Origin of the sequence: Cereibacter azotoformans (assembly GCF_021391315.1) — a bacterium.
GTDB classification, from domain to species: domain Bacteria; phylum Pseudomonadota; class Alphaproteobacteria; order Rhodobacterales; family Rhodobacteraceae; genus Cereibacter_A; species Cereibacter_A azotoformans.
The window spans coordinates 841,155-866,765 of the sequence record NZ_CP090022.1; the positions used below are offsets into that span (position 1 = coordinate 841,155).

Below are 25,611 nucleotides of genomic sequence, written 5' to 3' on the forward strand. Positions count from 1 at the left end.
GGTCCCTAACGGCCTGCGTGACCGTGGCGACCGATCGGCAGCATCATCGGCCGGCCCGTGATCGGGTCGGCCATCGTGCGGCAGGACAGGCCGAAGACGGCTGCGACCATCGCCTCGGTCAGCACCTCGTCCGGCGGACCGGCGGCATGGACCTGCCCGCCGGCCAGCGCCACCAGCAGATCGGCGTAGCGCGCGGCGAGGTTGAGGTCGTGGAGCACCATCACGATCGTCGTGCCCTGCGCGCGGTTCAGGTCGGTCAGAAGGTCCAGCACGTCGATCTGGTGCGCGATGTCGAGGAAGGTCGTCGGCTCGTCGAGCAGCAGAAGCCCCGTCTGCTGCGCCAGCGCCACCGCGATCCAGACGCGCTGGCGCTGGCCCCCCGAAAGCTCATCGACCGCCCGCTCGGCCAGATCGGCCGTGCCCGTGGCCTCCAGTGCGGCGGCCACGGCCTCGTCGTCGCCGGCGCTCCAGCGCGAGAGCATCCCGTGGTGCGGATGCCGCCCACGGCTCACGAGGTCGAGGACCGTGATCCCGTCGGGCGCCAGCGGCGCCTGCGGCAGGAGGCCCATCTTCCGCGCCAGCTCCCGCGGGGGGATGCGGTGCACCGACTTGCCGTCGAGCAGCACCTGACCGGCCGCGGGCGCCAGCAGCCGCGACATCGTCCGCAGCAGCGTGGACTTGCCGCAGGCGTTGGCGCCCACGATGGCGGTGATCCGTCCCGGCGGCACGGTCAGGTCGAGCCCGCGCAGCACGGGGCGCTCGCCGTATCCGGCCTGGATGCCGCGTGCCACCAGCGTGTTCGTGATCATATCGAGCCTCCCGTCCGGTTCACGCGGACGATCAGATAGATGAGGTAGGGCGCGCCGATGGCGCCGGTGACCACGCCCACCGGGTAGCGGCCGGGCAGCAGCACCTGCCCCGCGTAGTCCCCCAGAAGGACCAGCGCGGCGCCGATCAGGGCGGCAGGGACGAGGATCGGCCGGCCCGGCGCCGAGATCCGCGCGGCGATCGGACCCGCCAGAAAGGCCACGAAGGCGATCGGCCCGGTCACGGCGGTGGCGACGGCGATCAGCCCCACGACCGAGAGGATGATCAGCAGCCGGCTGCGCGCCAGGGGCACGCCGAGCGCCGCCGCCTTGTCGTCGCCCAGGCGCATCGCCTCGAGATGCCGGCTCTGCCCGAGGAGCAGCGCCCCGAAGACCCCAAGCGACAGGAGGAGCGGCAGCGCATCCGAAAGGCGCGCGCCGTTCACGCTGCCGGTCAGCCAGCGCAAGGCCTCCTGCAGGCTCCATTGCGGGGCCTTGAGCAGGAGGTAGGCCGTCACGCTCTGGAGCATGGCCGACATGCCGATCCCGACGAGGATCAGCCGCGCGCCCGCGACCCCGTTCCGCCAGGCGAGCAGATAGATCAGAAGCGCCGTGCCGAGGCCGCAGGCGATGGCCGAGGCCGAGACGGCCGGCCCGCTCCAGCCCAGCACGACGATCGCGAAGACGGCCGCTGCACCGCTGCCCGCGGTGATGCCGATGATGTCGGGGCTGGCGAGCGGGCTGCGCAGCAGGGTCTGGCAGGCCGCACCTCCCAACCCGAAGGCAAGCCCGGCAAGCACCGACAGGACCGCGCGCGGCAGCCGCAGCCGGCCCACGGTGAAGGAGGCTCCGGGCACGTCCTGTCCCATCAGCACGCGCAGCACATCGGCCGGGGGCACGCGCGACTGTCCGACGCTCAGCGTCACCGCGACGCCTCCGATGAGCAGGGCCAGCAGCCCGAGCCCGAGCCACAGGCCACGCCGCGACTGGCGGCGCCGGTGGTCCGCGATGCGGCGGACGAGATCGGCGGAGGGCACGCTCACAGCTCGCGGATCCTTCGACGCCGGACAATCCAGATGAAGACCGGCGCCCCGGCAAAGGCGGTCACGATGCCGACGTCCAGCTCTCCGGGCCGCGCCGCGATGCGGCCCAGCACATCGGCCAGGGTCAGCAGAAGCGCCCCGGACAGGGCCGCGAACGGCAGCAGCCAGCGGTGATCGACGCCGACCAGAAGCCGGCCGACATGGGGCACGACCAGCCCGACGAAGCCGATCGGCCCGCAGATCGCCGTTGTGGCGCCACAGAGCAGGACCGCCCCCGCGGCCGCGATCAACCGGCTGAGCGCCACCGGAACCCCGAGCCCGGCCGCCGCATCGTCCCCGAGCGCGAGCATGTTCAGGTTGCGCGCCGACCAGAGGCTGATGGCGCCGCCCGCGACAAGGAAGGGCAGCATGGCCGCAAGCGCATCGACGCTTGCGCCGCCCACGCCGCCGACCTGCCAGGACTGCACGCTGCCCGCGATGTCGCCCCGCGGCAGAATGATCGCCACCGTCAGCGACGAGACCGCAATGGAGGTGGCGGCCCCCGCCAGCGCCAGCTTGAGCGGTGTGGCGCCGCCGCGGCCGAGCGATCCCACCGCATAGACGAAACAGGCCGCAGCGGCCGCGCCCAGGATCGCGCTCCACAGATGGGCCGAAAGCGTCTCCATCCCGAACCACGCCATCCCGAGCACCACGGCCATCGCCGCGCCGGCGTTGACGCCCAGGATGCCGGGATCGGCGAGCGGGCTGCGCGTGATCCCCTGCATGACGGCCCCCGAGAGGCCAAGGGCCGCTCCGGCCAGCACGGCCAGCAGGGTGCGCGGCACCCGAACCGCCACGACGGCCTCGCCGATCGTCTCCGTTCGTCCGGCGAGCCCTCCCAGGATGTCCGGCCAGTTCACCCCGCGCGTGCCCACCGTCACCGACAGCGCGCAGGCCAGAACCAGCCCCGCGGCCAGCAGGCCCAGCCAGACGAGCCGGCCCCGGCCCGAACGCCGCAGCGCCGCAACCGCCGTGGGGGATGGCGATCCGCGGCTCATTTCACCCGACGCGCGGCCTCGGCGAGCCGGGCCACATAGTCATCGAGAACCCACGGGATCGAGAGCGGCGTCGGATTGGCCGCCGTTCCCACCGGATCGTTGCCCAGCAGCACGAGCGCGCCGTCCGACACCGCACGCATCCGCGAGGTCAGAGGGTTCTGGCGCACGCGCTCGAGCAGCGCCGCGCCGCCATAGGTCACGAGGATGTCCACATCGTCGAAACTGTCGATCCGTTCGGCACTGACTTCCCCGGAATAGCCGCCGCCGGTCGAGGCGTCGCGCACGCTCGCGGGAGAGGCGAGGCCGAGATCCTCGAAGAACTTCACCCGCGTGTCATTGGCCGAATAGAAGCGGATCACGCTCAGGTCGCGAATGTCGAGATGGGTGACGAACATCGCCGTCCTGCCATGAAGTTCGGGATGGCGGGCGGTGACCTCGGCGATCTGGCCCTCGATCCGGGCGATCAGCGCCTCGCCCTCGGCCGCAAGGCCCATTGCGGTCCCGTTCAGCCGGATCATCTCGCGCCAGTCGGTCGCCCAGGGCGCGTCACGATAGGCGACGACCGGGGCGATCTCGCTGAGAATGTCGTAGTCGGACTGGCTGAGACCGGAATAGGCGGCAAGGATCACATCGGGCTTGCTGGCCGCCACGGCCTCGAAGTCGATCCCGTCGCCCTCATCGAACAGCCGCGGGGCCTCGGCGCCAAGCTCGTCGAGCCGCCCGGCAACCCAGGGCAGCAGGCCGTCGCCATCATCGTCCCCGAAATTCGCCCGCGCAAAGCCCACCGGAACCACGCCAAGGGCGAGCGGCACCTCATGGTTGGCCCAGGAGACGGTGGCCACCCGCACAGGCCGCTCGGGGATGGTGGTCTGGCCGAAGGCATGGTCGAGAGTGAGCGGAAACTCCTGCGCCCCGAGCGGAGACGCGACGACGAGGACGAGGACGGCGGAGGTGAGGAGATGACGGGCCATGCGCCGGGCTTTCCACCCTCGCCCTGCCCCGTCAAGCCTTCGGGGGATGGATCCTCCCCCCGGCAGTCGAACTTTCCAGCGAATCCGACAAAAACACTAGGATTATACAAGACGGGCGGCGTCCGCTTCCTCTAGGGGTGCCTCCAGGAACGTCCGGCGCAACTGGCGGGAGCGTCTCGACATGCCGGGCATCCGGCGCAGCCCGGCGATCATCGCCGGAAACAGCCAGCTGATGAGGGTCGTGCGACCGGCGTCGGGCCAGCGGAAAATCGACACAACCTTTGGAAGCACCCATGACCCCTCGACCCGAGGCCACAGCGCGCCCCCGTTCCCTCCCTCGTTGCCTGAAGGCCCTTCTCCTGGGATGCTCGGCTCTGGTGACACTGCCGGGCGCCGCACTCGCGCAGGACGCCTCACCGCAGGACGCCGACACCTACCGCCTCTCGCCCATCATCGTCGATGCCGGCGCCGCGGCCGATGATGACGCCAATTCCATCGTCGCGCAGGAGCTGTGGGTGGGCGGCAAGGTCGCCACAAGCCTCCTCGATACGCCCGCCTCGGTCTCGGTCGTCACGCAGAAGGAGATCCGGCAGCGCAACGCGACGACGACCGAGGAAGTGCTGCAATATTCCGCGGGCATCGTCTCTGACTATTACGGCAGCGACGACCGCAACGACTACTTCCTCGTCCGCGGCTTTCAGGCCTCGACCTACCGCGACGGCCTGACCCTCGGCTCGATGCGCGGCGTGCGGGAAGAGCCCTATGCCTACGAGCGGGTGGAGGTGCTGAAAGGTGCCAACTCCACCCTCTTCGGCGTGTCCGACCCCGGAGGATCGGTGAACTTCGTGACCAAGGCGCCGCAGTTCGCCCGCTTCGGCGAGATCTACGGCCAGATCGGCACCCAGGACCACAAGGAGATCGGCGTCGATTTCGGTGACGTGCTGAACCCCGATGCCACGCTCGCCTACCGCTTCACCGCCAAGGTCAGGGACAGCGCGCTCGACTACGACACGTCGCGCGACGATGAAACCTTCCTGATGGGCGGGCTGAGCTGGGCGCCGAGCGACGCCACCACCCTGTCGCTCATCTTCGACCATCTGGACCGCGACGGCACACCCAACAGCGGCGGCTACCCGCTGGACCGCGAGTACGACCGGAGCAACTTCTTCGGCGAAGCCGATTTCAACGACCATGATGTCGAACGCGACACGCTGACCGCGATGCTCCGGCACGAGTTCGGCGGCGGGCTGAGCCTGAGCGCGAACCTGCGCTACAGCGACCTCACCGACGACTTCGGCTACATCTATCTGTCGGATTTCGCGGACCGAACCGGCACCGAACTGTCGCGCTTCTACTTCGGAACCGACAGCACCTCCGAAGAGCTGATCGGCAACGCCATCCTGCAGTATGACACGAGCTTCGGCTCGACCGACAGCAGCACGCTGCTCGGGATCGAATATCGCGACGCCTCGACCAGCCAGAGCTCCTACTACGGGTCCGCGGGCACCATCGACCTTGCCACCGGCCTCGCGACCGGCGTGCCGTCGGCCCTTGCGCCCTACGAGGAGCGCGAGAGCGACTACAAGACGAAGTCGGTGTTCCTGCAGCAGAACCTGTCCTTCGCGGACCGGATCGTCGCGACGGTGGGTCTGCGCCACGACTGGCTGGATCTGGCCACCCGCGGCCAGAGCTTCGGCGTAGCCTTCGACGATGCCGACGACTTCTCCGAAACCTCGATCCGCGGCGCGCTGACCTACAAGATCACCGACGAGATCTCGACCTATGTCAGCTATGTCGAGTCGGTGGCCCCGCCCGCGATCGGGGTCGAGCCCGAGCGCGGCGAACAGTATGAACTGGGCGTGAAATACCAGCCCACGGGCATGAACGCCCTGCTGTCGGCGGCCATCTTCGATCTGACCAAGAACGACATCACCATCCCCGTGGTTCTGGACGACGGCACGATCGAGCGGCAACTGATCGGCGAGACCCGCGTGCGCGGCGTCGAGATCGAGGGCAAGGCCGAGATCGCCGAGAACTGGGACGTGATCGCCGCCTATTCCTACCTCGACGCCGAGGCCACGCGGGCCGTCGTGCGCGGCACCGACGTTTCGGGCAACCGATTTGCCAACGTGCCCGAGCACATGGCCTCGCTCTGGGTGAACCGCACGCTGCCGGCGACGGACGGGCGCGGCGAGATGACCTTCGGGGTCGGAGCGCGGTATGTCGGGTCGTATCACTACGCGCTGCAGAACAATACGGGGAAGAGCGAGTCGACAACCCTCTTCGACGCGGCCTTCAGCTACGAGATCGCCCAGAACACCGGCATGGTCATCAATGTGAGCAACCTGTTCGACAATCAACATGTCGTGGGGCGCGGAACGGCCGACTACTACAACCCCGGCCGGTCGATCACCGCGACGCTCCGCCGGACCTGGTGAGGTGCACCGCCCCATCCGTTCCCTCGCGGATGGGGCGGCGTCTGCGCGGCTACCGCGGCACCCCCATCCGGCGCGCCCGGCGCCATGCGCCGGGCGTCTCTCCCGTGACCTGCCGGAAGACGCGGGTCAGGTGCGCCTGATCGGTGAAGCCGAGACGCCCCGAGACTTCGGCCACGCTGAGGCCGCTTGCCAGAAGACCCTGGGCCAGCTCCACCCGCTGCCGCAGCTGCCATTTCAGCGGCGTCTCGCCGGTCGTGTTCTTGAAGAGCCGCGTGAACCAGCTTTCGGAAAGGCCGACCCGCTCGGCCATGTCCGCCACCGACAGGCTCTGCCCGCCGCCCTCGTGGAACTGCTCCACAAGCCTGCGCATCTGCCCGCGCGTGAGCCGCCCCTCGGCCCCTCCGGGCCCTGCGGACTCGCCAAGTTCCAGAACCCCCGTGACCAGCGCGGACACGAGGCTCTCGGCACGAAGGGGATGGCGATCGGGCGCGCAGGTCTCATCGACGACGAGCCTGGCCAGCGTCTCGACAAGAGGTTCGGTCCCGGTCTCGAGCGGCCGCGCGAGGATGTCGAGGGCCTGCGCGCGTCCCACGGCTGGCGCCAGCATCTTCAGCAGCCGCTCCTGCTGGAAATGAATGTCGAGATGCGAGAAGCTGTGGTCGGCCGTGAATCTTGTCCACATCGGCAGACCCGACGGAACGAACAGGACACGCTCCAGCGGTCGGCCCGGACGCAACTCGCCGCTGTCGTTCGACATCAGGATCGAGGAGACATCGTTGAAGAAGACCATGATCCGGGGGCGGTCCGACAGGTAGTAGCCTCCCGCGCCGCGCTGGCCCGAAGCCTCCCAGAAGACGCTCGTCATGCCGCCGAGGAGACGCCAGCGGGCCGGGCCCCTGGCGCGGATGCCCTCGGTCTCTCCGACGAATTGATGATGAAAGCTCATCCAGCTTGGGCTCCGCAATCGCAGAAGGGATCATGGGCTGGCTGGCGGACAGGACGTGCGGTCATGCCCGGTGGCTTTTCGGCCCGCAACCGCCGACGGCGGCTGCCACCGGGGCAGGCAGGCTTGTCATCTCCATGAAGGGCAATGGGCAGCGCGTCAAGGCTCGCGGCCTGCGCAGCACTTTCGGGCAGGTCAGGGGCCTGTGGAGCAAGAGCGGCGCACCCGCCCCGTTTCGCCCGTGGGGAAATGGCAAGCGCGCCGCCCGAGCCTTCGGACGGCGCAACGTTCCCGGGGCCACGCCCGATCAGATCCGGCGTGGACCTCGGCTGCGCGCGTGCGCGGCCTACTCCATCGTCCCGACCGACCAGAACAGCGTCTCACCCGAGCTGTCGTCGGTGCCGTCGTTGTCGGTCACAACCCAGCCCTCGCTGGCGGCGTCGATGGCGAAGCCCTCGACCTTGTCCACCACATAGCCGTTCAGCACCTTGAGGTCGGGGATCAGGTCGCGCACGGTCTCTTTGGTGACAAGCGGCAACGCGCCGCCAAGCGGTGCGGGTTTCAGTTCGGCCAGCGCGACGCGGGTCAGCTTCTTCACCGCGGCCCTGTCGGCAATCTGGTTGTCGCGCTCGATCAGATAGGCCCAGTCGCCATGCACCGTGATCTCCGACAGGCCCATCCAGGCGCCCTCGGCCGGCGCATCCAGCGGATAGCGCACCGCACCCCAGCTCTCCGCCTGCGTGTCGTAAGCCAGAAGCTTCACCTGCCCCTTGGGGTCGTCCTTCCACTCGCGCTGCACCGCCATCCAGAGCACATCGCCCACGCGCGCGATCCCCTCGAGGCCGAAGCGGGTCTCGCCGGCGAGCAGTTCGGCGGGCAGCGGGATCTCCTGCCGGATCTCGCCCTTGCCATCCACATGATAGAGCGCATGCGGCACCAGCCGGTCGCTGCGCCCCTCGGAGGCCAGCCAGAAGCCGCCCTCGCCGTCCGTCGCGATGCCTTCCAGATCCAGCTTCTGCGCCGGCTGGCCCGACCGCAGGACGGGCAGGCTGTCCACGATCCGCGCCGGTCGTTGCGTGGCGTCGATCCGGTAGATGGTCGGCGCCATGCCGAAGACGCTGTCGGACACGGCATAGAGGTCGCCCGGGCTCGCGCCCGCGGCCAGACCCGAAAGCGCGCCCCAGCCGATCAGGGGGGCAGAGCCTTCCGAGGTGATCATCGGATAGGTCGCAGGCCCCTCGGCGCGCTGGTAGATCATCACATGCGCGGGCGCGAGGCCGTCCTCGCGCAGGTCCGCCTCGTTCGCGGTCACCAGCAGGTTGCGCGAGGGGATCGCCACCAGACCTTCGGGCGAAACGCCCGAGGGCAGCAGTTGCAGAAGTTGCGGGGCGGTCAGGTCGCTCAGGTCATAGACCGCCACGACCGAGGCACGCTCGGAGGCGACGAAGGCCAGAGGCGTGCCATCGAAGGTGGCCACCTCGACCGACTCGATCTCGACCCCCTTCGATCCCGACCGATGCTCGGGGTAATGGCCGATCGCGGCGATGGCGCGTTCGAGGCTGGCGCCCGCGTCCCAGACCACGGTGCCGCCCTTGTGGAAGATGGTCCAGCCGCGCGAGCCGCCCTTCCAGTCGCCCTCGTTGGCCGTGGCGACATGGTCGGCATCAATCCACTTGAGACCGTCGGGCTCGCGCAGGCGATCCGGCTGGCGGGCGGTGAAGCTCATCGCGCCGTTCTTCTTCGTGTCGATGCCCTCAAGATCGACGGCGCCCGCGGAAAAGTGGCTGATCACCCCGTCGGCGCCGATCACCACGATCTCGTTGTTCTCCTGCAGGGTGACGGCGATCTCGCCCGCCTCGTTGATCGACACGAATTCGGGTTCGGGGTCTTCCGGCGCGATGGCGGCAAGGCCGGTCAGGTCGATCTTCTCCATCGCGGCGCAATCGGCCTCGCCGTCGCGGATCGGCAGCTTCACCACGAAGCCCGCGGGCATCTGCGGCAGCGCGCCGTCGTTCACCTCCTCGTCGCGCTCGTTCTCGATGGCGATGGCAAGGAACGACCCGTCCGGGGCCTTGGCGACCGAATCCGGTTGCCCACCCAGATCGCAGCTGGCCACTTCCGTGCGGCTGGCAAGATCCACGCTCACCAGCCGGCCCGACGGCGCGGTGAAGCTCTCCGAGGTGTTCACGGCGGCAAAGACCCGCTGGCCAAGGATCACCGCCGTCGTCGGCTCGCCGCCCATGGCGATCGTGCCGAGCGGCTGTGGCGCCGCCGGATCCGTGATGTCGATCAGCCCGATCGCGCCCAGCGGGCTGTCGGTATAGACCAGCGTCAGCCCGTCTTCGGACGCCGAGACGATCTCGGCCGAGGAGGGGCGGGTCCGGTCCTCGCCTTCGGCCATGTTCCGCGGGGTGGCAAAGCTTGCGATCCGGTTGAAGCTGATCTCGGCGGCCGCGGGCAGCGCCACGCCGAGGGCGACGACGGAGGTCATGGCGGCGAATGTGTAGGTCATCGGGCATCCTGTCTCGAAACGGTTCCAGACAGATCGCCGCAAACGGTGACGCCCGCATGACAACGGCGGATCTTCATCGACCCACCGACAGTTCGGCTCGGCCCCTCGACAAGCGCGGCCCCTTCTTTCACGATGGCGGCAGATCTTCCCGTACGAGGCCTCCCATACCTGTCCTTCTGGCTGCCCTCCCGATCCTCACCGTGCTGCTCGCCATGGCGGCGCTTGGACGTTCCGCCGTCGTCGCCGGTGCTGCCGGACTGGGGGTGGCGCTGCTTCTTGCGGCGACGAGCTTCGACCTGACGTCCGGCTCGGGCGGGGCGGTGACGGTGCCTCTGGCGGCGCGCGGCATCGGGGCGGAAGTTCTCCATTCCACCGCCACCATCCTCTGGATCATCCTGCCCGCCCTCGCGATCTACGAACTGCAACGCAGATCGGGCGCGATCGACCGCATCCGGGACCTTCTCACGGGCCTCTCGAAGGACCGGCGCATCCTGGTCCTGCTCATCGCCTGGTTCTTCGGTCTCTTCATGGAGGGTGCGGCGGGGTTCGGCACGCCGGTGGCGCTGGGGGCGCCGCTGCTTGTCGGCCTCGGCATCCCGCCGGTGCGGGCCGTCGTGCTGGCCCTGCTGGGACACGCCTCGGGCGTGTCCTTCGGGGCCGCGGGCACGCCGCTGCTGACGCAGGCGGCCATCACCGGCGTGCCGGTGGGAGAGATCGCGCTGTTCGCCGCGCTGCTGCACGCCGCAACCGGGGGCGTGCTTCTGCTGGCGCTGCTGTGGCTCGCGGACGGGCGGGCGCTCTCGCGCGGGGATCTCGGCTGGGGGCTTGCGGCCGCCGCCTGCTTCTTCATTCCCTCGGTGGCCCTTGCCGCGCTGACGGGGCCCGAGCTTGCCACGCTCGGCGGCGCCCTTCTTGGCTGCGGGACCTTCGTCCTGCTGCTGCGACGCCTTCGGCCGGTGGCGGGAGCCGAGCGGCCCCGCCGCGCCCATCTGGCCGATCTGGCGCCCTATCTGCTGATCCTCGCGCTGGTGCTGATCACCCGCATGATCCCCGCCTTGCAGGAACCGCTGTCGGCGGCGGCGCTGCGCTGGACCCTTCCGGGAGGTTTCAGCGGCAGTTTCCAGCCGCTCTACCATCCGGGCACGATGCTGGCGGCCGGACTGATCGCCGGGGCCTTGCTGACCGGCCGCGGGGCGCTGCTCCTGCCATCTGTCGCCGCGGCGTTGCGTCAGCTCCTGCCGGTGGCCCTGGCGCTTGTCATCATGCTGGCCCTCGCGCGGGTCATGGTCCATTCGGGCATGGTGGTCACGCTGGCCGCCGCGGCCGCCCGGACGGGCGAGGTCTGGCCGATGCTCGCCCCGGCGGTGGGGGTGCTGGGCACCTTCGTCACCGGCTCGGCCACCACCTCGAACATCCTGTTTTCCGAGTTCCAGCTCTCCACCGCCGCGGTTCTGGCCCTGCCGCTGCCCGTGATGCTGGCCGCCCAGACCTTCGGGGCGGGCATCGGCAACATCGTGGCGCCGCACAACATCATCGCCGGCTGTGCCACGGTCGGCATCAAGGGCCAGGAGGGGCGGATCCTCGCCCTCACGCTCGCACCCTGCGCGGTGGCCGTGCTGACGGCGGGCCTCCTGCTGATCGCGGCCTTCGCGCTGCCCTGAGCCTGTCGAGGCTTGCACGCCCGGTCCGTGCCCTCGATTTGGAGAGGGCGGGGCCTGCAAGCGACGAGCCCTGTCGGCTGTGATCAGGCCGCGCGCAGGGCGATGATGTGACAGGACGGCAGCGCCCTCAGGGCCTGCCCGATCTCCTGCCGGTTCATCAGGCAGAAGGCGGTGCTTGCGGCATCCGCCACCGCCGCGCTCGGGGCGGTCACGCTGACAAGCCGCCACCGCGCGGGCGCCGGCGTGCCCGTCCGCGGATCGAGGATGTGCCCCGCCGCGCCCAGAGCGTCGAAGGTGGTCCCCAGCGGCGCGGAACTCGCCAGCGCCGCCTGCCGGAGCATCACGCTTCCCTGCCCCCCGGCCAGCGCCACCGGCCAGCCTCGTCCGTCCGGCTGAACCCCCGGCGCGACAAGCTCTCCGGTATCGACCAGCACATCCGTCAGCCCCTCGGCGCCGAGAAGGGCCGCGATGCGGTCCGCGATGTAGCCCTGCGCGATCCCGTTCAGCGTCAGCGCCATCCCCGGCGCTAGACGGACGCCGTCGGTTCCGAACTCCACCCTCTCCCAGCCGACCAGCCTCTGCGCAGCGGCGATTTCCGAGGCCGAGGGCGGCGCGCCGGCCGCATGACGCTCGGCATGAAGACGCCAGAGCGGCTGGATCGTCGGATCGAAGAGGCCGCCCGTCGCCTGATGCAGATGCGCCGCAAGGCTCAGGCAGTCCAGCAGTTCGGGCGGGGGCGCGGGGATATGGCCCGCGCGGTTGAGGCGCGCGAGATCCGACTCGCGGTGAAGGCTGAAGATCGCCTCGAGCCGCGCGATCTCGGCCAGCGCGCGCCGGCCCATGGCATCGGCGTCGGGATGTGCGAGCAGGATCTGCACGCCGGTCCCGAGGGCCTGCCCGCGGATCCGCGTCAGCGCGGGCGCGGCAAGTGCCGGACCGGCCACGAAGGCCGCGGCGCTGATCGACAGGAAACGGCGGCGGTTCATGCTGTCACTCCGTCCTCGGGGCCAGCCGGCCCAGCATATCTTCGTAGTCTTCCTGGTCTCCTCCCGCCTCCGGGGCGGGTGCGAGGAGGGATTCGTCGCGCACCTCGGCCAGCGTGACCACCTGCCCTCCGTGCCGGGCCGCAAACTCCTTGGCCGCCGCGCGGTCCGAGAAGGGCACGAGTTCCGGTGCGCCCATCCCCCCCGTCGCATCCGAGGCGGTCACGAACAGCGCCCCGTCGGTCGCGATCCAGTTCGCGGGCCCCGGCTCTTCCCAGCTCGCCCCGGGGGCGCCCATGTCGTTGACATAGACGGCCCGGATCGCCGCGCTCTGCTCGGGCATCCGCTGGTAGGCGAGCGCATCGCGGACCTGACTGAAGAAGAGCGGCGGGCCGAAGTCGAGATGCACCTGCGCCTTGGGGCCGGGATGTTCGAGAAGGTTCATCTGGCAATAGTGGCCCACCGCCTCGGGCGTCAGGGCCACGGGCGACGGCAGGGGCGCCTCCTCGCGGCAGGCGGCCAGAAGAAGTCCGGCCAGCAACAGGCGCTTCATGGCGTGACCCTCCGAAAGGCGGCGATGGCGAGGCCGAAGGCCAGCAGCGGCCAGAGAAGAACCGAGACCAGCGCCTGCAGCGGCGGGATCGCCGCGGCCGCGCCACCCACGCCGGCGGCCGCCGCCGTCGCGTCGGAGGCCGCGAGATTGTAGAGCCGGAAGGCATCCGCCGGATTGCCAAGGAGCAGCCACGGGAAGACGCGGGTCGTGAAGGCACCGCCGTCGTCCGCCACCACCGCCGCCAGAAGCCCCAGATCCCACAGCACGATCAGCGCAAGCCACAAGCCGATGGCCAGGCCCGCCGCCGCGCCGGGGCGCCGCGCCACGGCCGAGACCGCATAGCCCGCCGCAAGGAAGACCGCCCCCAGAAGGAGCGAACTCCAGAACAGGCGGAAGAGCGCGGGCAGCCCCGCCGTCGCCTCGGGATCCACGCCGAGCGCGGCGCCGGCGGCAAGGCCGTAGCCCACCGCCACGGCCAGAGCCAGAATGGCCAGATGGGCCACAAACTTTCCCAGCAGCAGTTCGGCCCGCGACACGGGGTAGGTCAGCGCCAGCGGCAGCGTGCCGCGCTCGATCTCGCCCGCCACGGCGTCGAAGGACATCAGAAGCGCCACCAGCGGCACCAGATAGACGGCAAGGCTCGTCAGGCTGGCCACGGTCACGGACAGCCGGTCGATGCCCAGCTCGCCCGTGGGCGCCGACCCGGCCGCGGCCAGCACCAGCGAAAACAGCGCCATCAGCAGGGTGACGATCGTCACCCAGCGGTTGCGCAGCGCGATGCGCGCCTCGGCCGCGGCAAAGGCTAGGATGCGGCTCATGACGGCCTCCGGCTGTAGTGGCTGTAAAGGTCCTCGAGGCTCGGCGGCAGGATCTCGACATCCTCCACCATCGGGCCCAGTGCGGTGATCGCGCCCAGCCGGTCGAGCTTTTCGTCGGGCGCGCAGGACAGATCGACGGTCACGCCGTTGCGCCGCCCGCCCTTCAGCCGCTCGGCCACCTCGTCGGCGGCCCCCGGCCGGGCCGAGACCTGCAGCCGGATCGGCAGCGCCGCCTGCCGGCGCAGGTTCGCCAGCGTGTCGTTGGCCATCAGCCGTCCGCCCGACAGGATCACGATCCGGTCGGTCCGCGCCTCGACCTCGGTCAGCGCGTGCGACGACAGCAGGATCGCCGCCCCCTCGGCCGCCAGTTCGGCCAGAAGCGCGTAGAAGTCGCGCCGCGAGACCGGATCGAGGCCGCTGGTCGGCTCGTCGAGCACCAGAAGCCGGGGATGGCCGATCAGCGCCTGCGCCAGCCCCACCCGCTGCCGCATCCCCTTGGAGTAGGTGCCGATCCGGCGGCCGGCCGCCGCCCCGAGACCCACGCGGTCGAGCAGGTCGCCCGCCTTGCGCGCATCCTCGCCCCGCAGCCGCAGGTAGTGCCGCAGCGTCTCGAGGCCGGTGAGGGCCGGATGGAAGGCCGCGTTCTCGGGCAGGTAGGCCGTCACCGCGCGGGCGGCGCGGCTGCCCGGCGCATGGCCGCCCACGGAGATCCGACCACGGTCGGCGGCGATCAGCCCGAGCACGATCTTCATCAGTGTGGACTTGCCCGCGCCGTTGTGGCCCAGCAGCGCCACGCGCTCGCCCGGCGTGACGGACAGGCTGATGTCATCGAGGGCCGTCAGCCCGCCAAAGGTCCTAGTGACCTGCGAGAGTGTCAGCATCGGAAGTCTCTCCTTGCGGCCAGGGGGGCACGGCCGCCTCGAGGCGGGCCGCGGCGTCGGGCACGGGAATGTCGATCGCGGTCATCAGCGGATGCGAGTCGCGCACGCCGCCGGGCAGGGTCGCGGGAAAGCTCGCCTGGCTCCAGCGGATGAGCTGCACGGCGGGCGAGCCCACCAGCAGCGCCGCCGCGGGCTGCGACCACAGGATGTGGTCCATCAGGTCGTTCGGCCGGAAGGTCGCATCCGCGATCCCGTCGCCGTTCAGATCGAAGACCGGATGGTCCGACCAGAAGTTGCCGCGCCCCGCATGGCTCCATTCCACGCTGCGCGAGCTGACATGCTTGACTTGCGTCCGGTTGCCGATGAAGGCGTTGCCGGTCAGCGTGTTCTTCTCGGAGCCCGCGGTGAAGTGGATGCCGATGGCGCAGCCCTCGAAGCGGTTGTCGTGGATCACGTTGCGGTGGGCGTTGTAGATGAAGGTGCATTTGCCGGTGCCGCCCCGCACGAGGTTGCGGGCCACCTCGGCGTTGTTGACGTAGTTCAGCATCACCCCATGGTCGCGGTCGCGCAGGCTGAGGTTGTCCGTCACCGTCAGATGGTGCGAATACATCAGCGCATAGCCAAGGTGGTTGCCGATCGAGACATTGCCCGTCACCTCGGAATGGTGGGCATACATGTAGTGGATGGCAAAGCGCAGGTTCCGCATGGTGTTGTTGCGGAAGATGTTGCGTTCGGAGACGTTCACGAAGATCCCGTCGCGGCCGAGGCTGATGTCGTTGCCCTCGACCACCAGCCCCGGCGCCATCCAGACATAGACGCCGTTGCCGCGCGCGGGCATGTGGGCATCCTCGCGCCCCACGATCACGTTGCCGCGCACCGTGGCGTCCGCCGCCCCATGGATATCGACCCCCACGAGATTGCCCAGAAGGCGGTTGCCCTCGACCAGCGCCCGGTCCCCGCCCTTCAGCAGGCGGATGCCCGAGTCGATCTCCTCGTGGGACGAGCCCGATCCCACGATCTCCAGCCCCGCCAGCGTGACGTCGGGCGCGGTGACGGTGATGACCGAGCCGCGGCCGCCCCCGTCGATCACCGCCCCGGCCCGGCCACGGAGCGACAGCGGCCGGTCAAGCATCAGCGGGCCATCGTGACGGCCCGGAGCCAGGATGAGCACGTCGCCGGGGTCAGCCCCGGCGACGGCGGTCTTCAGCGCCCCGGCCTCGGCCGGCACCAGCCGTTCGGCCGCGGAAAGCGGTCCGGCCAGCAGGCAGAGCGCGAGGGCGAGGCGCAAGAGCATCGTCAGGCCGCCTTCGGCTCGACGAACATCCGGCCGCGCATCTCCATGTGGAGCGCGTGGCAGAACCACTGGCAGTAATACCAGTAGACCCCCGGCTGGCCCGCGACGAAGGTGACCGAGGCGGTGGCCATCGGGCCGACCTCCATCGCGACGCCGTGGTTGCCCATGGTGAAGCCGTGGGTCAGGTCGTCCACGTCGTCGAGGTTGGTGACGATCACCGTCACCTCGTCACCCTCGGTCACGGTGAACTTCTCGAGGCTGTAGCTCGGCGCCACGCCCGACAGATAGACCCGGACCTTGTTGCCGTCGCGGATCACCTCGCCCGAGAACTCGTCGATGTTGACGCCATCCTTCTCGGCCTGCGCGCGCGCATCGGCCCAGGTGGGGTCGTTGCGGTCCCAGACCGAGCGGATGTTCATCTTCGAGGCATGGACCGCGATCGCATCGTGGGGCTCGGCGAAGGTCGGGCCGTCATGGACAAGCACCATCTCATCGCCCGAGATGTCCACAAGCTGATCGTTCTCGGGCTTCAGCGGCCCCACGTTCAGGAAGCGGTCCTTCGAGAACTTGCAGAGCACGACGAGCCACTTGCCGTCGGCTTCCAGCGTCTCGCCCATCGAGGTCTTGAGGTGCCCCGGCTGGTATTGCACATCGAGTTTCTGGAGGATCGGCTCGACCTTCTCGCCGTTGTAGGCGCGGATGGCCTTGTCGATGTTCCACTTGACCACCTGGCTGTCGAGGAAGAGCGAGGTGTAGCAGTTGCCCGCGCCGTCGAAGGCGGTGTGCAGCGGCCCGAGGCCCAGTTCCGGCTCGGCCACCACGGTCGAGCGCGGCTCGGCGCCCTCGTAGAACACCGCATCGAGCTTGCGGACGTCGATCACCGTCACCGTGGGCGAGAGCTTGCCGTTGATGCAGAGGTGGATCTTGTCCGGCGCCATGTTGCAGCCGTGCGGGTTGTTGGCGATCGGGATGTAGCGGGTGTAGTTCTTGTTCTGGCCCTTGCGGCCGTCAATCACCTTGACGCCGTTCAGTTCCTGATAGTCGCCCGCGGCGATGCCCTTCTCGATCTCGGCGATGTTGAAGACCACCACATGGTCCATCTCGGCTTCCATCATCTCGCCGAGGTTGGTGCCCATCTCCGAGTTGTAGGAGGTCGAGAAGGCCCACTTGCCTTCATAGTCCGCGTCGGTGTTGTCGAGGTTGCCCGAGACCAGCACCTGCCAGGCCACCTTCATCTCGTCCGCGTCGATGGCGGTGAAGAAGTTGACATATTGCGACGGGTCGTCGAGCACCTTGCCGTCGTTGACCATCGGCGCCTCGTCCTCGCCATTGGCAAAGACATAGTTGGTGCGCGGCCATTTCTGCGGCCGAAGGCCGTGGATGCCCTTGGCGTTCGGGATCTCGAGGATCTTGTCGGTCTTCATCACGTCGCAGCGCACGCGCGCCACGCGCGTGTTGGCCTTGTCGTTCATGAAGAGGTAGCGGCCGTCGTACTTGCCTTCGGTGAAGGACATGTGGACGTGGTGCAGGTCGCCGTTGTCGTGGACCTTCTTGCCGTTCGCTTCCAGATACTTGCGGGTCTTCTCGGTCATGTTCTCGGTCATGACCTTGAGCGACTCGTTGGTCTGTCCCCAGCCGGTGGCCGAGCAGCGGTTGAACACCGGCACCCGCATCAGCTCGCGCATCGAGGGGATGCCGAGGATGCGCATCTCGCCCGTCTGCCCCGAGGACCAGAAGCCGTAATATTCGTCCAGCTCGCCCGGTGCGAGCGCGAACTTCGACGCGGCTGCCGCGGGCCCCGTGGCCGCGGCGGTGGCAAGCCCCGCCCCTCCGGCCAGCATCGCCGCCCGCGGCGCCAGGGCGCCGAGCGCCGCCCCTCCGGCCGTGGCGCCAAGCAGGCCGCGCCGGCTGATGCCTCCCCGTTCCTTGTCAGACATGGGCTTTTCCCTTCACGTTTGGATGATTCTGGATGGCTTGCTCCAGCGCCTCGCGGACGGCGACGGTGTTCGCCGAGGCCGTCTCGCGGCGCTTGAGTTTCTTGATCACCACCGGGCAGGTGGTCTTCGACTGGTAGTGCACCTGACAGTTGAGGCAGTTCAGGCACTCGTTCGGATTGATCTCGCCGGTGGGATGGATCGCCTGCACCATGCAGTCGCGGGCGCAGGTCTGGCAGGGATTGCCGCATTCGCGGTAGCGCTTGAGCCAGTCGAACATGCGGATGCGGGCGGGAATGGCGAGGCCGGCGCCCAGCGGGCAGAGATAACGGCAGTAGAAGCGCTCGACGAAGAGCCCGATCCCCAGCAGCACCAGCGCATAGAGGACGAAGGGCCAGGCGCGGTCGAACTTGAGGATGATCGCCGTCTTGAAGGGCTCGACCTCGGCCAGATGCTCGGCCTGCTCGATCGAGGCGAGGCTCACGCCGAAGAGGCCGAGGAACAGGATGTATTTCACCGCCCAGAGCCGCTCGTGCAGGCCCCAGGGCAACGTCACCTGCGGGATGCGGGCGAGCTTCGCCAGCCGGTTCGTCAGCTCCTGCAGCGCGCCGAAGGGGCAGAGCCAGCCGCAATAGGCGCCGCGTCCCCAGAAGACCAGCGCGGCGGCCACCGAGAACCACAGGATGAAGGTCATCGGGTCGAGCAGGAACGCCTGCCAGCTGAAGCCGTCGCGCAGCGAGCCCACGAGCGCCATCAGGTTGACGACCGAAAGCTGGGCATTGGCATACCAGCCGAGGACCACGAGCGTCGTGGAGAGGAACGCGATGCGGAACCAGAAGGTCAGCCGCGCCGAGGCGGTCAGGAACGACTGGAAGAAGAAGGCGGCCGTCAGCACGCCCAGCATCGTCAGAAGCGCCGCGATCCGGCTGCGGTTGTCCTGCCAGATCCGCTTCCAGAGCTGGGCCTGCGCGGCGGCTTCGGTCTGGGGCTCTGGACCGACGGCGGCGGCGGGGGCCACGGCGCGCAGGTAGCGGGCGGGAAGCTGGTAGCCGAGGTCGAAGGTGGTGAAGACCTTCTCGATCGGCCCCACCTCGCGCTGGACGAGAAGCTGGATGCGGAAGGGCTCGGCCGAATCGAAGCCCGAGTCCGCGGGAATGCGGAACAGGTCCATCTCGGTCATCTGCGGCGCGCCGGCGGCGGCGATGGCGCCGAGGCGGCGGTGCATCCGGTCGCGGAAGCGGATCGAGACATCGCCCTGCACCAGCACGATCCGGTCGAAGATCCCGCCGCGGACATAGCCCGACCCCTTGTAGGAGTAGGCGCCGCGCCCGGCCAGCATCAGCACATGATCGCCCGGCTGCACCCACTGGCCAAGGTTGGCCTGCTCCGCCTCGCCCAGCAGGCTGCGCCCGATTCCCGGCACGCTGACAAGACCCGCAACCATGTCGATGAACGTGGCGTCGTCCGCCCCGGCCTGGGGTCTTGCGGCCGCGCGCGGGTCCGAGTGGGCGGCGAAGGCCGCGTTGATCTGCGCCACATCCAGCGACAGGCGGCGCAGCGTGCCGTCGCCCGTCAGGCTGAGCCAGTCGGCGGGCGCCGCGGCCTCCGGGTCCACCTCGAGGCGCGGACCCTGACGCACCGCCCCGGCCTCGAGCCCGCCGAGGCCGAGCGCCCGCGCGACCTTCAGGCCCGAGCGGACGATCGAATCGTCGATGACCATGATGGTGACGGTCGCACCCGAGATGATGTCGATCTCGTGCGCCGACCCTTCCTCGGCCGCCTCGGCCACCAGATCCATGCCGACGTAGCCAGAGACCATCTTGCGGATCCTGGCATCCGGGATGCCCACGAGGACGATCGGCTCGGAATGCTTGACCAGCTCGACCCCGCTCACGCGGCCATCGAGGCCGATCGCCATCAGCACATGAATGGGTTTGCCGGAATAGCCGGTCGTGCCGACGAAGTCCGAGGTGACGAAGGCGTAGCCCAGCGTCTCGGTCCCCTTCAGGACCGGAACCACTGCGACGTCCGCGCGCGGCGGGCCGTAGCCGTCGGCGCCGGGAACCAGTCGGGCCGCCGGAACCTCGGCCGCAAAGCGCGTGATGAAGGGCTCGTCCGCCTGCGCAAGCCCCACCAAAAGCAGGAGGGAGGCGAGGGCTGCAAGGAGCCGGAGGAGGATGGCACGGCCCGGGGCCGGAAGGGATGGCATGGCTCAGGCTTTCTCGAGCGGGGGGCCGCGGGCCAGGATCACGGCTTCCGGCCTCGGGGCAGGTGATGGAGGCGGCGCGGCGGCATCGGGCGCAGGACCGCCCTTGGCCCATGCTGCGGGCGTCGGGCCCGGCAGCACCGCCGCGAGCGTGCCCGTGCAGGCGGTGCAGGATGCCGGGCAGCCATCCGGTTCGGCATCGACAGGCCGGCCTGCCCGGTCGATGAGGATTCTGGACAGGCCGCCGTCATGGTCGCAGATCACCATCTCGACCAGCGGTCCGCGCGCAGCCATCCGCACGGCCGCCGCAGCCGACGAGGCCAGCGTCGCCGCCAGCGCAAGGGTCAGCGTCAGACAGAGGCAGAGAGGGAACAGGCGGCGTGTCATGCCGTAGCCCTAGCCGCCCCCCGCGGCCGGAACGTTGATAAGGATCAAACAACCTGTCCCTTTTTGGAGTGCCTCTTGCTGCCACGCCAGACTGGGCGCCCACGAGGCTCACCGGCGGCGCAATCGCTTCGGCAAGGCCGGGCACGGACGGTTTGGCATCTCCTGCCCCGTCAGGTCGGTCGATGAAAGGAAAGTGGCTCTTGGCGGGAACGGAAGACGGGCTCGCCGGTTCAGCGGCGGCCACTCAGAAAGCAGGAAAGGGCGACCCCGGATCCGGGCGAACCTTGGCCCAATGTCGCGCGCACACAGTCCGAAGTCCGTCCGCATCGATCAGACCCCGCGACCGCAACCCGCCCGTTCCCGGGCACCCCGAGGAGGAGACCATGACCATGATCCGCACCCTGACCGCAGCCGCCACGGCGGCCACCCTGCTCGCCACCGCCGGCTGGTCGCAGCAGGCCACCACGAACGATCCCGCCGACTTTGCCCAGATGGCCGGCGTGTCGAACATGTTCGAGATCGAGTCGAGCCGTCTCGTGCTCGACAGGCAACTGGACGATGTCGAGGTGACCGATTTTGCCCGCCGGATGATCGAGGATCACACGATGGCCGGCGAGCAGATGATGGCCGCGGCCGCCGAAGAGGGGGTGAACGTGCCCACGATGCTCGACGACGAGCATCAGGCCAAGCTGCAGCAGTTGCAGCAGGCCGAGGGCGACGCTTTCGGGCAGGCCTACATTCAAGCCCAGGTCGAGGCCCATGAAAAGGCTGTCACGCTGTTCGAGGGCTTTTCGCAACAGGGTCAGGAAGGGCCTCTGCGCAACTTCGCGGCCGAGACGCTGCCGAAGTTGCAGGAACATGAGCAGTCGATCCGCGCCATAGCAAACCAGCCTGCCCAGTGAGCGAGCCGGCCGGCCGCCCGGTCCCGGCGCGCCGGCGCCGGACCGCCCCGCCGGCAACGGAGCGGGGCGGGGAAGGCCCCGGCTTTCCCCTTGCCGCCGGGATCCTGCTCGGCCTCGGGCTGGGGGGCTTTTTCGACGGGATCGTGCTGCACCAGATCCTCCAGTGGCACCACATGGCCACCAGCGCGGGCTACCCCCCGGACAGCGTCGAGAACCTCAAGCTCAACAGCCTGCTCGACGGTCTCTTTCACGCGACGACCTACATCTTCACGCTGGCGGGCCTCGTGCTCCTGTGGCGTGCGGCGCGCCAGCGGCACAGCCCGTGGCGCGCCAGCGCCCTTCTTGCGACGCTGCTGATGGGGTTTGGCCTCTTCAACCTCGTCGAGGGGATCGTGAACCACCACATCCTCGGCCTGCACCATGTCAACGAGACCGTGCCGCGCGGCCAGTGGATCTGGTGGAATGTGGGCTTCCTGATCTGGGGAGCGGCGATGCTGGCGGGCGGATGGGCGCTCTGGCGGCGGGCGAACGCGCCGCGGCGCCCCTAACGGCCCGCGCCGCCGAGCATCCCGGCAAGCCGTCCGGAGCAGACCGGAACCGACCAGAGGAACCCCTGCCCCGCCTCGATGCCAAGTTCGGTCAGGATGCGGCGCTGGATCTCGGTCTCGACCCCCTCGGCGATCGAGCGCAGCCCCATCCCCCGCGCGATCTCGGCGATGGCCGCGACGATGGCGCGGTCGTCGCGCCGCTCGGCCAGGCCCGCCACGAACTGCCGGTCGATCTTGATCTCGGTCACGGGCACCTTCTTGAGATGCGAGAGCGAGGCATGTCCGGTGCCGAAATCGTCGAACGACAGGCCAAAGCCCCGTCCGACCAGCCGCTCGAGCACCTCGGCCGCGCCATCCGTTCCCCGGCCGACGAGACATTCCTCGGTGATCTCGAGCGTGAGGTGCTGGCCGGTGATCCCGCGGGTCTCAAACATGTCGATGGTCTCGAGCAGCGTCTCGGGCGACTTGACGTCGTCGGGATGCAGGTTGAGGGCGATCTTCGGCGCACGGACGCCCTGCCCGCGCCATCGGCCGATGTCCTCGGCCACCGTCTCGGCGATCAGGCGCGACAGGGCGGGCAGCAGCCCGCGCTCCGAGGCCACGCCGAGGAACCGCTCGGGCGAGGGCGCGTCGGGACCGTCCTCGGGCCAGCGCACAAGAGCCTCGGCGCCGACGATGCCGCCGTCGCACAGCGAGAACTGGGGCTGGTAGAGAACCCTGAAGGTTCGCGCATCCAGTCCGGCGCGCAGGCCGGCCTCGATGCCGTCCACTTCCGCCGCGCGGCGCTGGAGATGGATGTCGAACTGCATCGCGCGGCCGCGCCCCTCCTCCTTTGCGCGGTTCAGCGCCAGATCGGCCTTCAGCATGAGGTCGGCCGGATCCCTTCCGTCGCCGGGGCAGAGGGCCGCGCCGATCGAGGCGCCCGAACGGATGATCGGGCCGCCGAGCCGGACGGGGCGGTTCAGTTCCTTGAGCAACCGGCCGCTCACCGCCGCGGTCGTCTCGGCGTCGGCCACATCCCTCAGGATCACCGCGAACTCGTCGCCGCCCACCCGGCCGATGATGTCCCTGCGCGCCAGCGCCCCGCGCAGGCGCTGTGCAAGCTCAGCCAGCAGCTTGTCGCCGACCCCGTGCCCGTAGAGGTCGTTCACGGTCTTGAATCGGTCGAGATCCAGCAGGAGCAGGCCGAACGGCTCTCGCGACAGCGCCTCATGGGCGACGGAGGCCTGCAGGGCCTCGTGAAAGGCCTTGCGGTTCAGAAGCCCCGTCGCGAAGTCGATGTTGGCCAGCCGATGGTTTTCGTCCCGAGCCTGCTGCAGGCTCTGGACCGCGTCGGAAAGGGCGGCCACCAACTCGTCGCGCTGCCGGGCCGTCCGCCCGGCCGTATAGGTGAAATAGGCCAGGTAGGAGCCATAGACGATCGCATAGGCGGTGACCGGCCAGGCGGCCGCCCATCCGCCGAACTGGAACGAGAAGATGACGGCCAGGAGGATCGTCCAGACATAGGCGAGCGAGGCGACGAAGGCGCGGTGCAGCATGAAGGCGCCCCCCGACAGCATCCCCGTGCAGACGAGCAGCACCAGCATCTCGTCGCCCGCGCCGTGAAAGGCGACCACATGGATCGGCAGGGCGGCCCAGGGCGCGGCCAGCAGGATCGAGGTCAGAACCAGCCGGCGGGCCGCGCGCCGGGATACGCGCGTGATCTTCCGGCCGGCGGCCCTGGAGGACATGCGCACGAAGACCATGCAGAGGGCGAAGACCACCGACAACCAGAGCGTCGTGAAGAGGGCATTGTCCGCCCCGACCGTCGCGGCCGCATAGACCACCGCATTGACGGCCGTGACCGAAGCCCCCGCAGCGGTCCCGCCGACCACGCTGGCGGCGTCTTCGGGACTGGGTTGCAGCGTTACGGCCCGGAGGATCGCCTCCCGGACCTTGCGCAACCTCTCCCGCACTGGCGCCCCCGATCTGATCACCCAAATCCCCCCGGCCCGGATCGCAGTCTCAGGCCGTTTCCCTTAAGCAACCGTTTGAGGCGGCAGGAGCCGGGTGAACGCATCGGACAGGAGAGCATCCGTTACCGACCTCGCCGAAAGCGTGTGCCCGACCTCCGGAAGTTGGAGTGCCCCGACCGGCCGCGGGCCGGGGCCGATCCTGCGGAGCACCCTGCCCCGCCTGTCCTTCGGACGCCTGCATGGCCGGGCCGGTTCCCCGATCCGGCCGCTGACCAACCGCAGCCCCACCGCCCCTGTCAGGCCTCTGTCGGCAGCGAGACCCGACAGCGCACGCCCTCGGGGTCGAAGCTGACCTCCGCCCCGCCGCTTTCGGCATAGGCAAAGGCGTTGCGGATCACCGTCTGGCCAAAGCCCCAGCGCGTCGGCTCGGCGACCACGGGGCCCCCGCGCTCCAGCCACTCGAGCCGGACAATGCCCGGAGGGCACGCCTCGCGCGGCAGGCAGCGCACCGAGACGGTTCCCCCGGATTCCGAGAGCGCCCCGTATTTCATCGCATTGGTGGCAAGCTCGTGGATCACGAGGCCGAGCGCGATGGCAGCGCGGGGCTCGATCTGCACGTCGAACACCTCGATCGTGACGCGGCGGGACTGTCCCTCGTTGTAGGGGGCCAGTTCGCGCAGCAGGATGTCCCGGATCGAGATGTCGTTCCAGGATTTGGCGGCCAGCAGGTTGTGCGTCGCCGCCAGCGCCTGGATGCGCGCAGTAAAGGCCTTCTGGTAGCCTTCGAGCGTGTCCTCGTAATGCATCGTGCGGCGGCTGATCGACATCACCAGCGCCAGCGTGTTCTTCACCCGATGATCGAGTTCGCGCAGCAGAAGCTGCTGATGGCGCTCGGCCGCCTTGCGCTGCGACAGATCGACCATGGTGATGACACAGCCGCTGACCGGCTCGCCCGGCACCTGCAGCGGCGCCGCGCTGATGAGGTAGTAGGGCGTCCCCTCCCGCCCGGCAGCCACGGCCTCGATCCCCTGCACCGGGATGCCCTCGACCGCCTGCGCCACGATCTCGCCGATCGAGAGCAGGCCCGTGGCTTCGGCGATGGTCAGATCCATCACCCGCGCCAGCGGACGGCCGATCGCGTCGGTGCCGAGCAACGCGGCGGCGGCCCCGCTCAGATGGGTGATCCGCCCTTCGGTGTCGCAGACGAGCACGGGCTCGTTGGCGCAGGCGATGATGGCAAGCGCCGCCTTCTCGTTCTGCCGCGCCTTCTCGGCCGCGGCCTGTTCGGTCACGTCGGTAAAGGTGACGGCGTAGCCCGACACCGTGCCCAGCCGCAGCTTGCCGCAGGAGAAGACCACCTGACGCCGGGACTCTTCAGGGCCGATCAGGATCCTGCGCCGCTCGAGCCGACCCGCGAGGATCTCGGCCTCGAGCCCCGGATCGCCCGCAAGTTCCCCCAGACCGATCCCCTCGAGCTCCGCCAGCGGCCGCCCGAGAAGCCCCGCGAGCACCCCGTTCGCGAACAGCACGCAGCCCGCATCGTCGAGCGCGGCGGCCCCGATCTCCATCATCTCGATGAAGCTGCGGCAGATGTCGGGATCACCGCCGATCATGTACACGTCGCTGTCGTCCGAGACGCCGACCACGAGCGCATCCACGTCGCCCTGCCGGATCGCCAGAAGCGTCTCCTCTGCCTCGCGAAGGCGACGCCGAAGCTCGTCGATCTCGGGCAGGTTCAT

Annotated in this window: 20 protein-coding genes; 4 read left to right on the top strand and 16 right to left on the bottom strand. The window is 69.4% G+C overall.

What is annotated here, in order from left to right; all coding sequences use genetic code 11:
- Positions 1-5 precede the first annotated feature (5 nt).
- The 4 genes from LV780_RS19140 to LV780_RS19155 are packed head-to-tail and all read right to left on the bottom strand — an operon-like array spanning position 6 to position 3,857.
- On the bottom strand, positions 6-809 hold the full coding sequence (locus tag LV780_RS19140; RefSeq protein ID WP_101340489.1) for an ABC transporter ATP-binding protein: 804 nt from the start codon (positions 807-809) through the stop codon (positions 6-8).
- On the bottom strand, positions 806-1,843 hold the full coding sequence (locus tag LV780_RS19145; RefSeq protein ID WP_108220727.1) for a FecCD family ABC transporter permease: 1,038 nt from the start codon (positions 1,841-1,843) through the stop codon (positions 806-808). The genes LV780_RS19140 and LV780_RS19145 overlap by 4 nt, the downstream gene beginning before the upstream one ends.
- Positions 1,844-1,845: 2 nt before the next feature.
- Positions 1,846-2,886: a FecCD family ABC transporter permease gene (locus tag LV780_RS19150; RefSeq protein WP_181318474.1), complete on the bottom strand. Its 1,041-nt coding sequence runs from the start codon at positions 2,884-2,886 to the stop codon at positions 1,846-1,848.
- Complete coding sequence (locus LV780_RS19155; RefSeq protein ID WP_108220615.1) at positions 2,883-3,857, bottom strand: iron-siderophore ABC transporter substrate-binding protein; 975 nt, start codon at positions 3,855-3,857, stop codon at positions 2,883-2,885. The genes LV780_RS19150 and LV780_RS19155 overlap by 4 nt, the downstream gene beginning before the upstream one ends.
- 293 nt (positions 3,858-4,150) lie before the next feature.
- On the opposite strand from LV780_RS19155, the gene LV780_RS19160 reads away from it, so the two are divergent.
- Positions 4,151-6,295 carry a TonB-dependent siderophore receptor gene (locus LV780_RS19160; protein WP_108220617.1) on the top strand — a complete coding sequence of 715 codons (2,145 nt, stop codon included), beginning with the start codon at positions 4,151-4,153 and terminating at the stop codon, positions 6,293-6,295.
- 49 nt (positions 6,296-6,344) lie between these two features.
- Here LV780_RS19160 and LV780_RS19165 read toward each other — a convergent pair whose 3' ends face one another.
- A complete protein-coding gene (locus LV780_RS19165) occupies positions 6,345-7,241 on the bottom strand; it encodes an AraC family transcriptional regulator (protein ID WP_108220618.1) in 897 nt (298 codons plus the stop codon).
- A 343-nt stretch (positions 7,242-7,584) separates the two neighbouring features.
- Positions 7,585-9,750, bottom strand: coding sequence for an esterase-like activity of phytase family protein (locus LV780_RS19170; RefSeq protein WP_108220619.1), 2,166 nt, complete (start codon positions 9,748-9,750; stop codon positions 7,585-7,587).
- Positions 9,751-9,950: 200 nt separating this feature from the next.
- Here LV780_RS19170 and LV780_RS19175 point away from each other — a divergent pair, with 200 nt between their 5' ends.
- A complete protein-coding gene (locus tag LV780_RS19175) occupies positions 9,951-11,411 on the top strand; it encodes an L-lactate permease (protein ID WP_233864102.1) in 1,461 nt (486 codons plus the stop codon).
- An 83-nt stretch (positions 11,412-11,494) separates the two neighbouring features.
- On the opposite strand, the gene LV780_RS19180 is transcribed toward LV780_RS19175, so the two are convergent.
- From LV780_RS19180 to LV780_RS19215, 8 genes are read right to left on the bottom strand one after another with little or no spacing between them, the layout of a single operon-like run.
- Positions 11,495-12,397 carry an FAD:protein FMN transferase gene (locus tag LV780_RS19180; RefSeq protein WP_108220620.1) on the bottom strand — a complete coding sequence of 301 codons (903 nt, stop codon included), beginning with the start codon at positions 12,395-12,397 and terminating at the stop codon, positions 11,495-11,497.
- Between the two features lie 4 nt (positions 12,398-12,401).
- On the bottom strand, positions 12,402-12,947 hold the full coding sequence (locus tag LV780_RS19185) for a nitrous oxide reductase accessory protein NosL (RefSeq protein ID WP_108220621.1): 546 nt from the start codon (positions 12,945-12,947) through the stop codon (positions 12,402-12,404).
- Entirely contained in the window at positions 12,944-13,765 is an 822-nt protein-coding gene (locus LV780_RS19190) for an ABC transporter permease (RefSeq protein ID WP_011910263.1), read from the bottom strand. The genes LV780_RS19185 and LV780_RS19190 overlap by 4 nt, the downstream gene beginning before the upstream one ends.
- Positions 13,762-14,646: an ABC transporter ATP-binding protein gene (locus tag LV780_RS19195; protein ID WP_108220622.1), complete on the bottom strand. Its 885-nt coding sequence runs from the start codon at positions 14,644-14,646 to the stop codon at positions 13,762-13,764. Before LV780_RS19195 ends, LV780_RS19190 begins: the two co-directional genes overlap by 4 nt.
- Positions 14,621-15,940 carry a nitrous oxide reductase family maturation protein NosD gene (locus LV780_RS19200; protein ID WP_108220623.1) on the bottom strand — a complete coding sequence of 440 codons (1,320 nt, stop codon included), beginning with the start codon at positions 15,938-15,940 and terminating at the stop codon, positions 14,621-14,623. Before LV780_RS19200 ends, LV780_RS19195 begins: the two co-directional genes overlap by 26 nt.
- Positions 15,941-15,942: 2 nt before the next feature.
- On the bottom strand, positions 15,943-17,877 hold the full coding sequence (nosZ, locus tag LV780_RS19205; RefSeq protein ID WP_108220624.1) for a TAT-dependent nitrous-oxide reductase: 1,935 nt from the start codon (positions 17,875-17,877) through the stop codon (positions 15,943-15,945).
- A complete protein-coding gene (locus LV780_RS19210) occupies positions 17,870-20,083 on the bottom strand; it encodes a NosR/NirI family protein (RefSeq protein ID WP_108220625.1) in 2,214 nt (737 codons plus the stop codon). Before LV780_RS19210 ends, nosZ begins: the two co-directional genes overlap by 8 nt.
- A gap of 3 nt (positions 20,084-20,086) precedes the next feature.
- Complete coding sequence (locus LV780_RS19215; protein WP_011910260.1) at positions 20,087-20,467, bottom strand: hypothetical protein; 381 nt, start codon at positions 20,465-20,467, stop codon at positions 20,087-20,089.
- A gap of 383 nt (positions 20,468-20,850) precedes the next feature.
- On the opposite strand from LV780_RS19215, the gene LV780_RS19220 reads away from it, so the two are divergent.
- Entirely contained in the window at positions 20,851-21,369 is a 519-nt protein-coding gene (locus LV780_RS19220) for a DUF4142 domain-containing protein (RefSeq protein ID WP_233864104.1), read from the top strand.
- Positions 21,366-21,917 (top strand): DUF2243 domain-containing protein, encoded by a 552-nt coding sequence (locus LV780_RS19225; RefSeq protein WP_117345067.1) that lies wholly within the window; start codon positions 21,366-21,368, stop codon positions 21,915-21,917. The genes LV780_RS19220 and LV780_RS19225 overlap by 4 nt, the downstream gene beginning before the upstream one ends.
- Here LV780_RS19225 and LV780_RS19230 read toward each other — a convergent pair.
- Both LV780_RS19230 and LV780_RS19235 read right to left on the bottom strand, forming a co-directional pair.
- On the bottom strand, positions 21,914-23,860 hold the full coding sequence (locus LV780_RS19230) for a putative bifunctional diguanylate cyclase/phosphodiesterase (protein ID WP_233864107.1): 1,947 nt from the start codon (positions 23,858-23,860) through the stop codon (positions 21,914-21,916). The genes LV780_RS19225 and LV780_RS19230 overlap by 4 nt on opposite strands.
- 308 nt (positions 23,861-24,168) lie before the next feature.
- Positions 24,169-25,611, bottom strand: coding sequence for a sensor histidine kinase (locus LV780_RS19235; protein WP_108220729.1), 1,443 nt, complete (start codon positions 25,609-25,611; stop codon positions 24,169-24,171).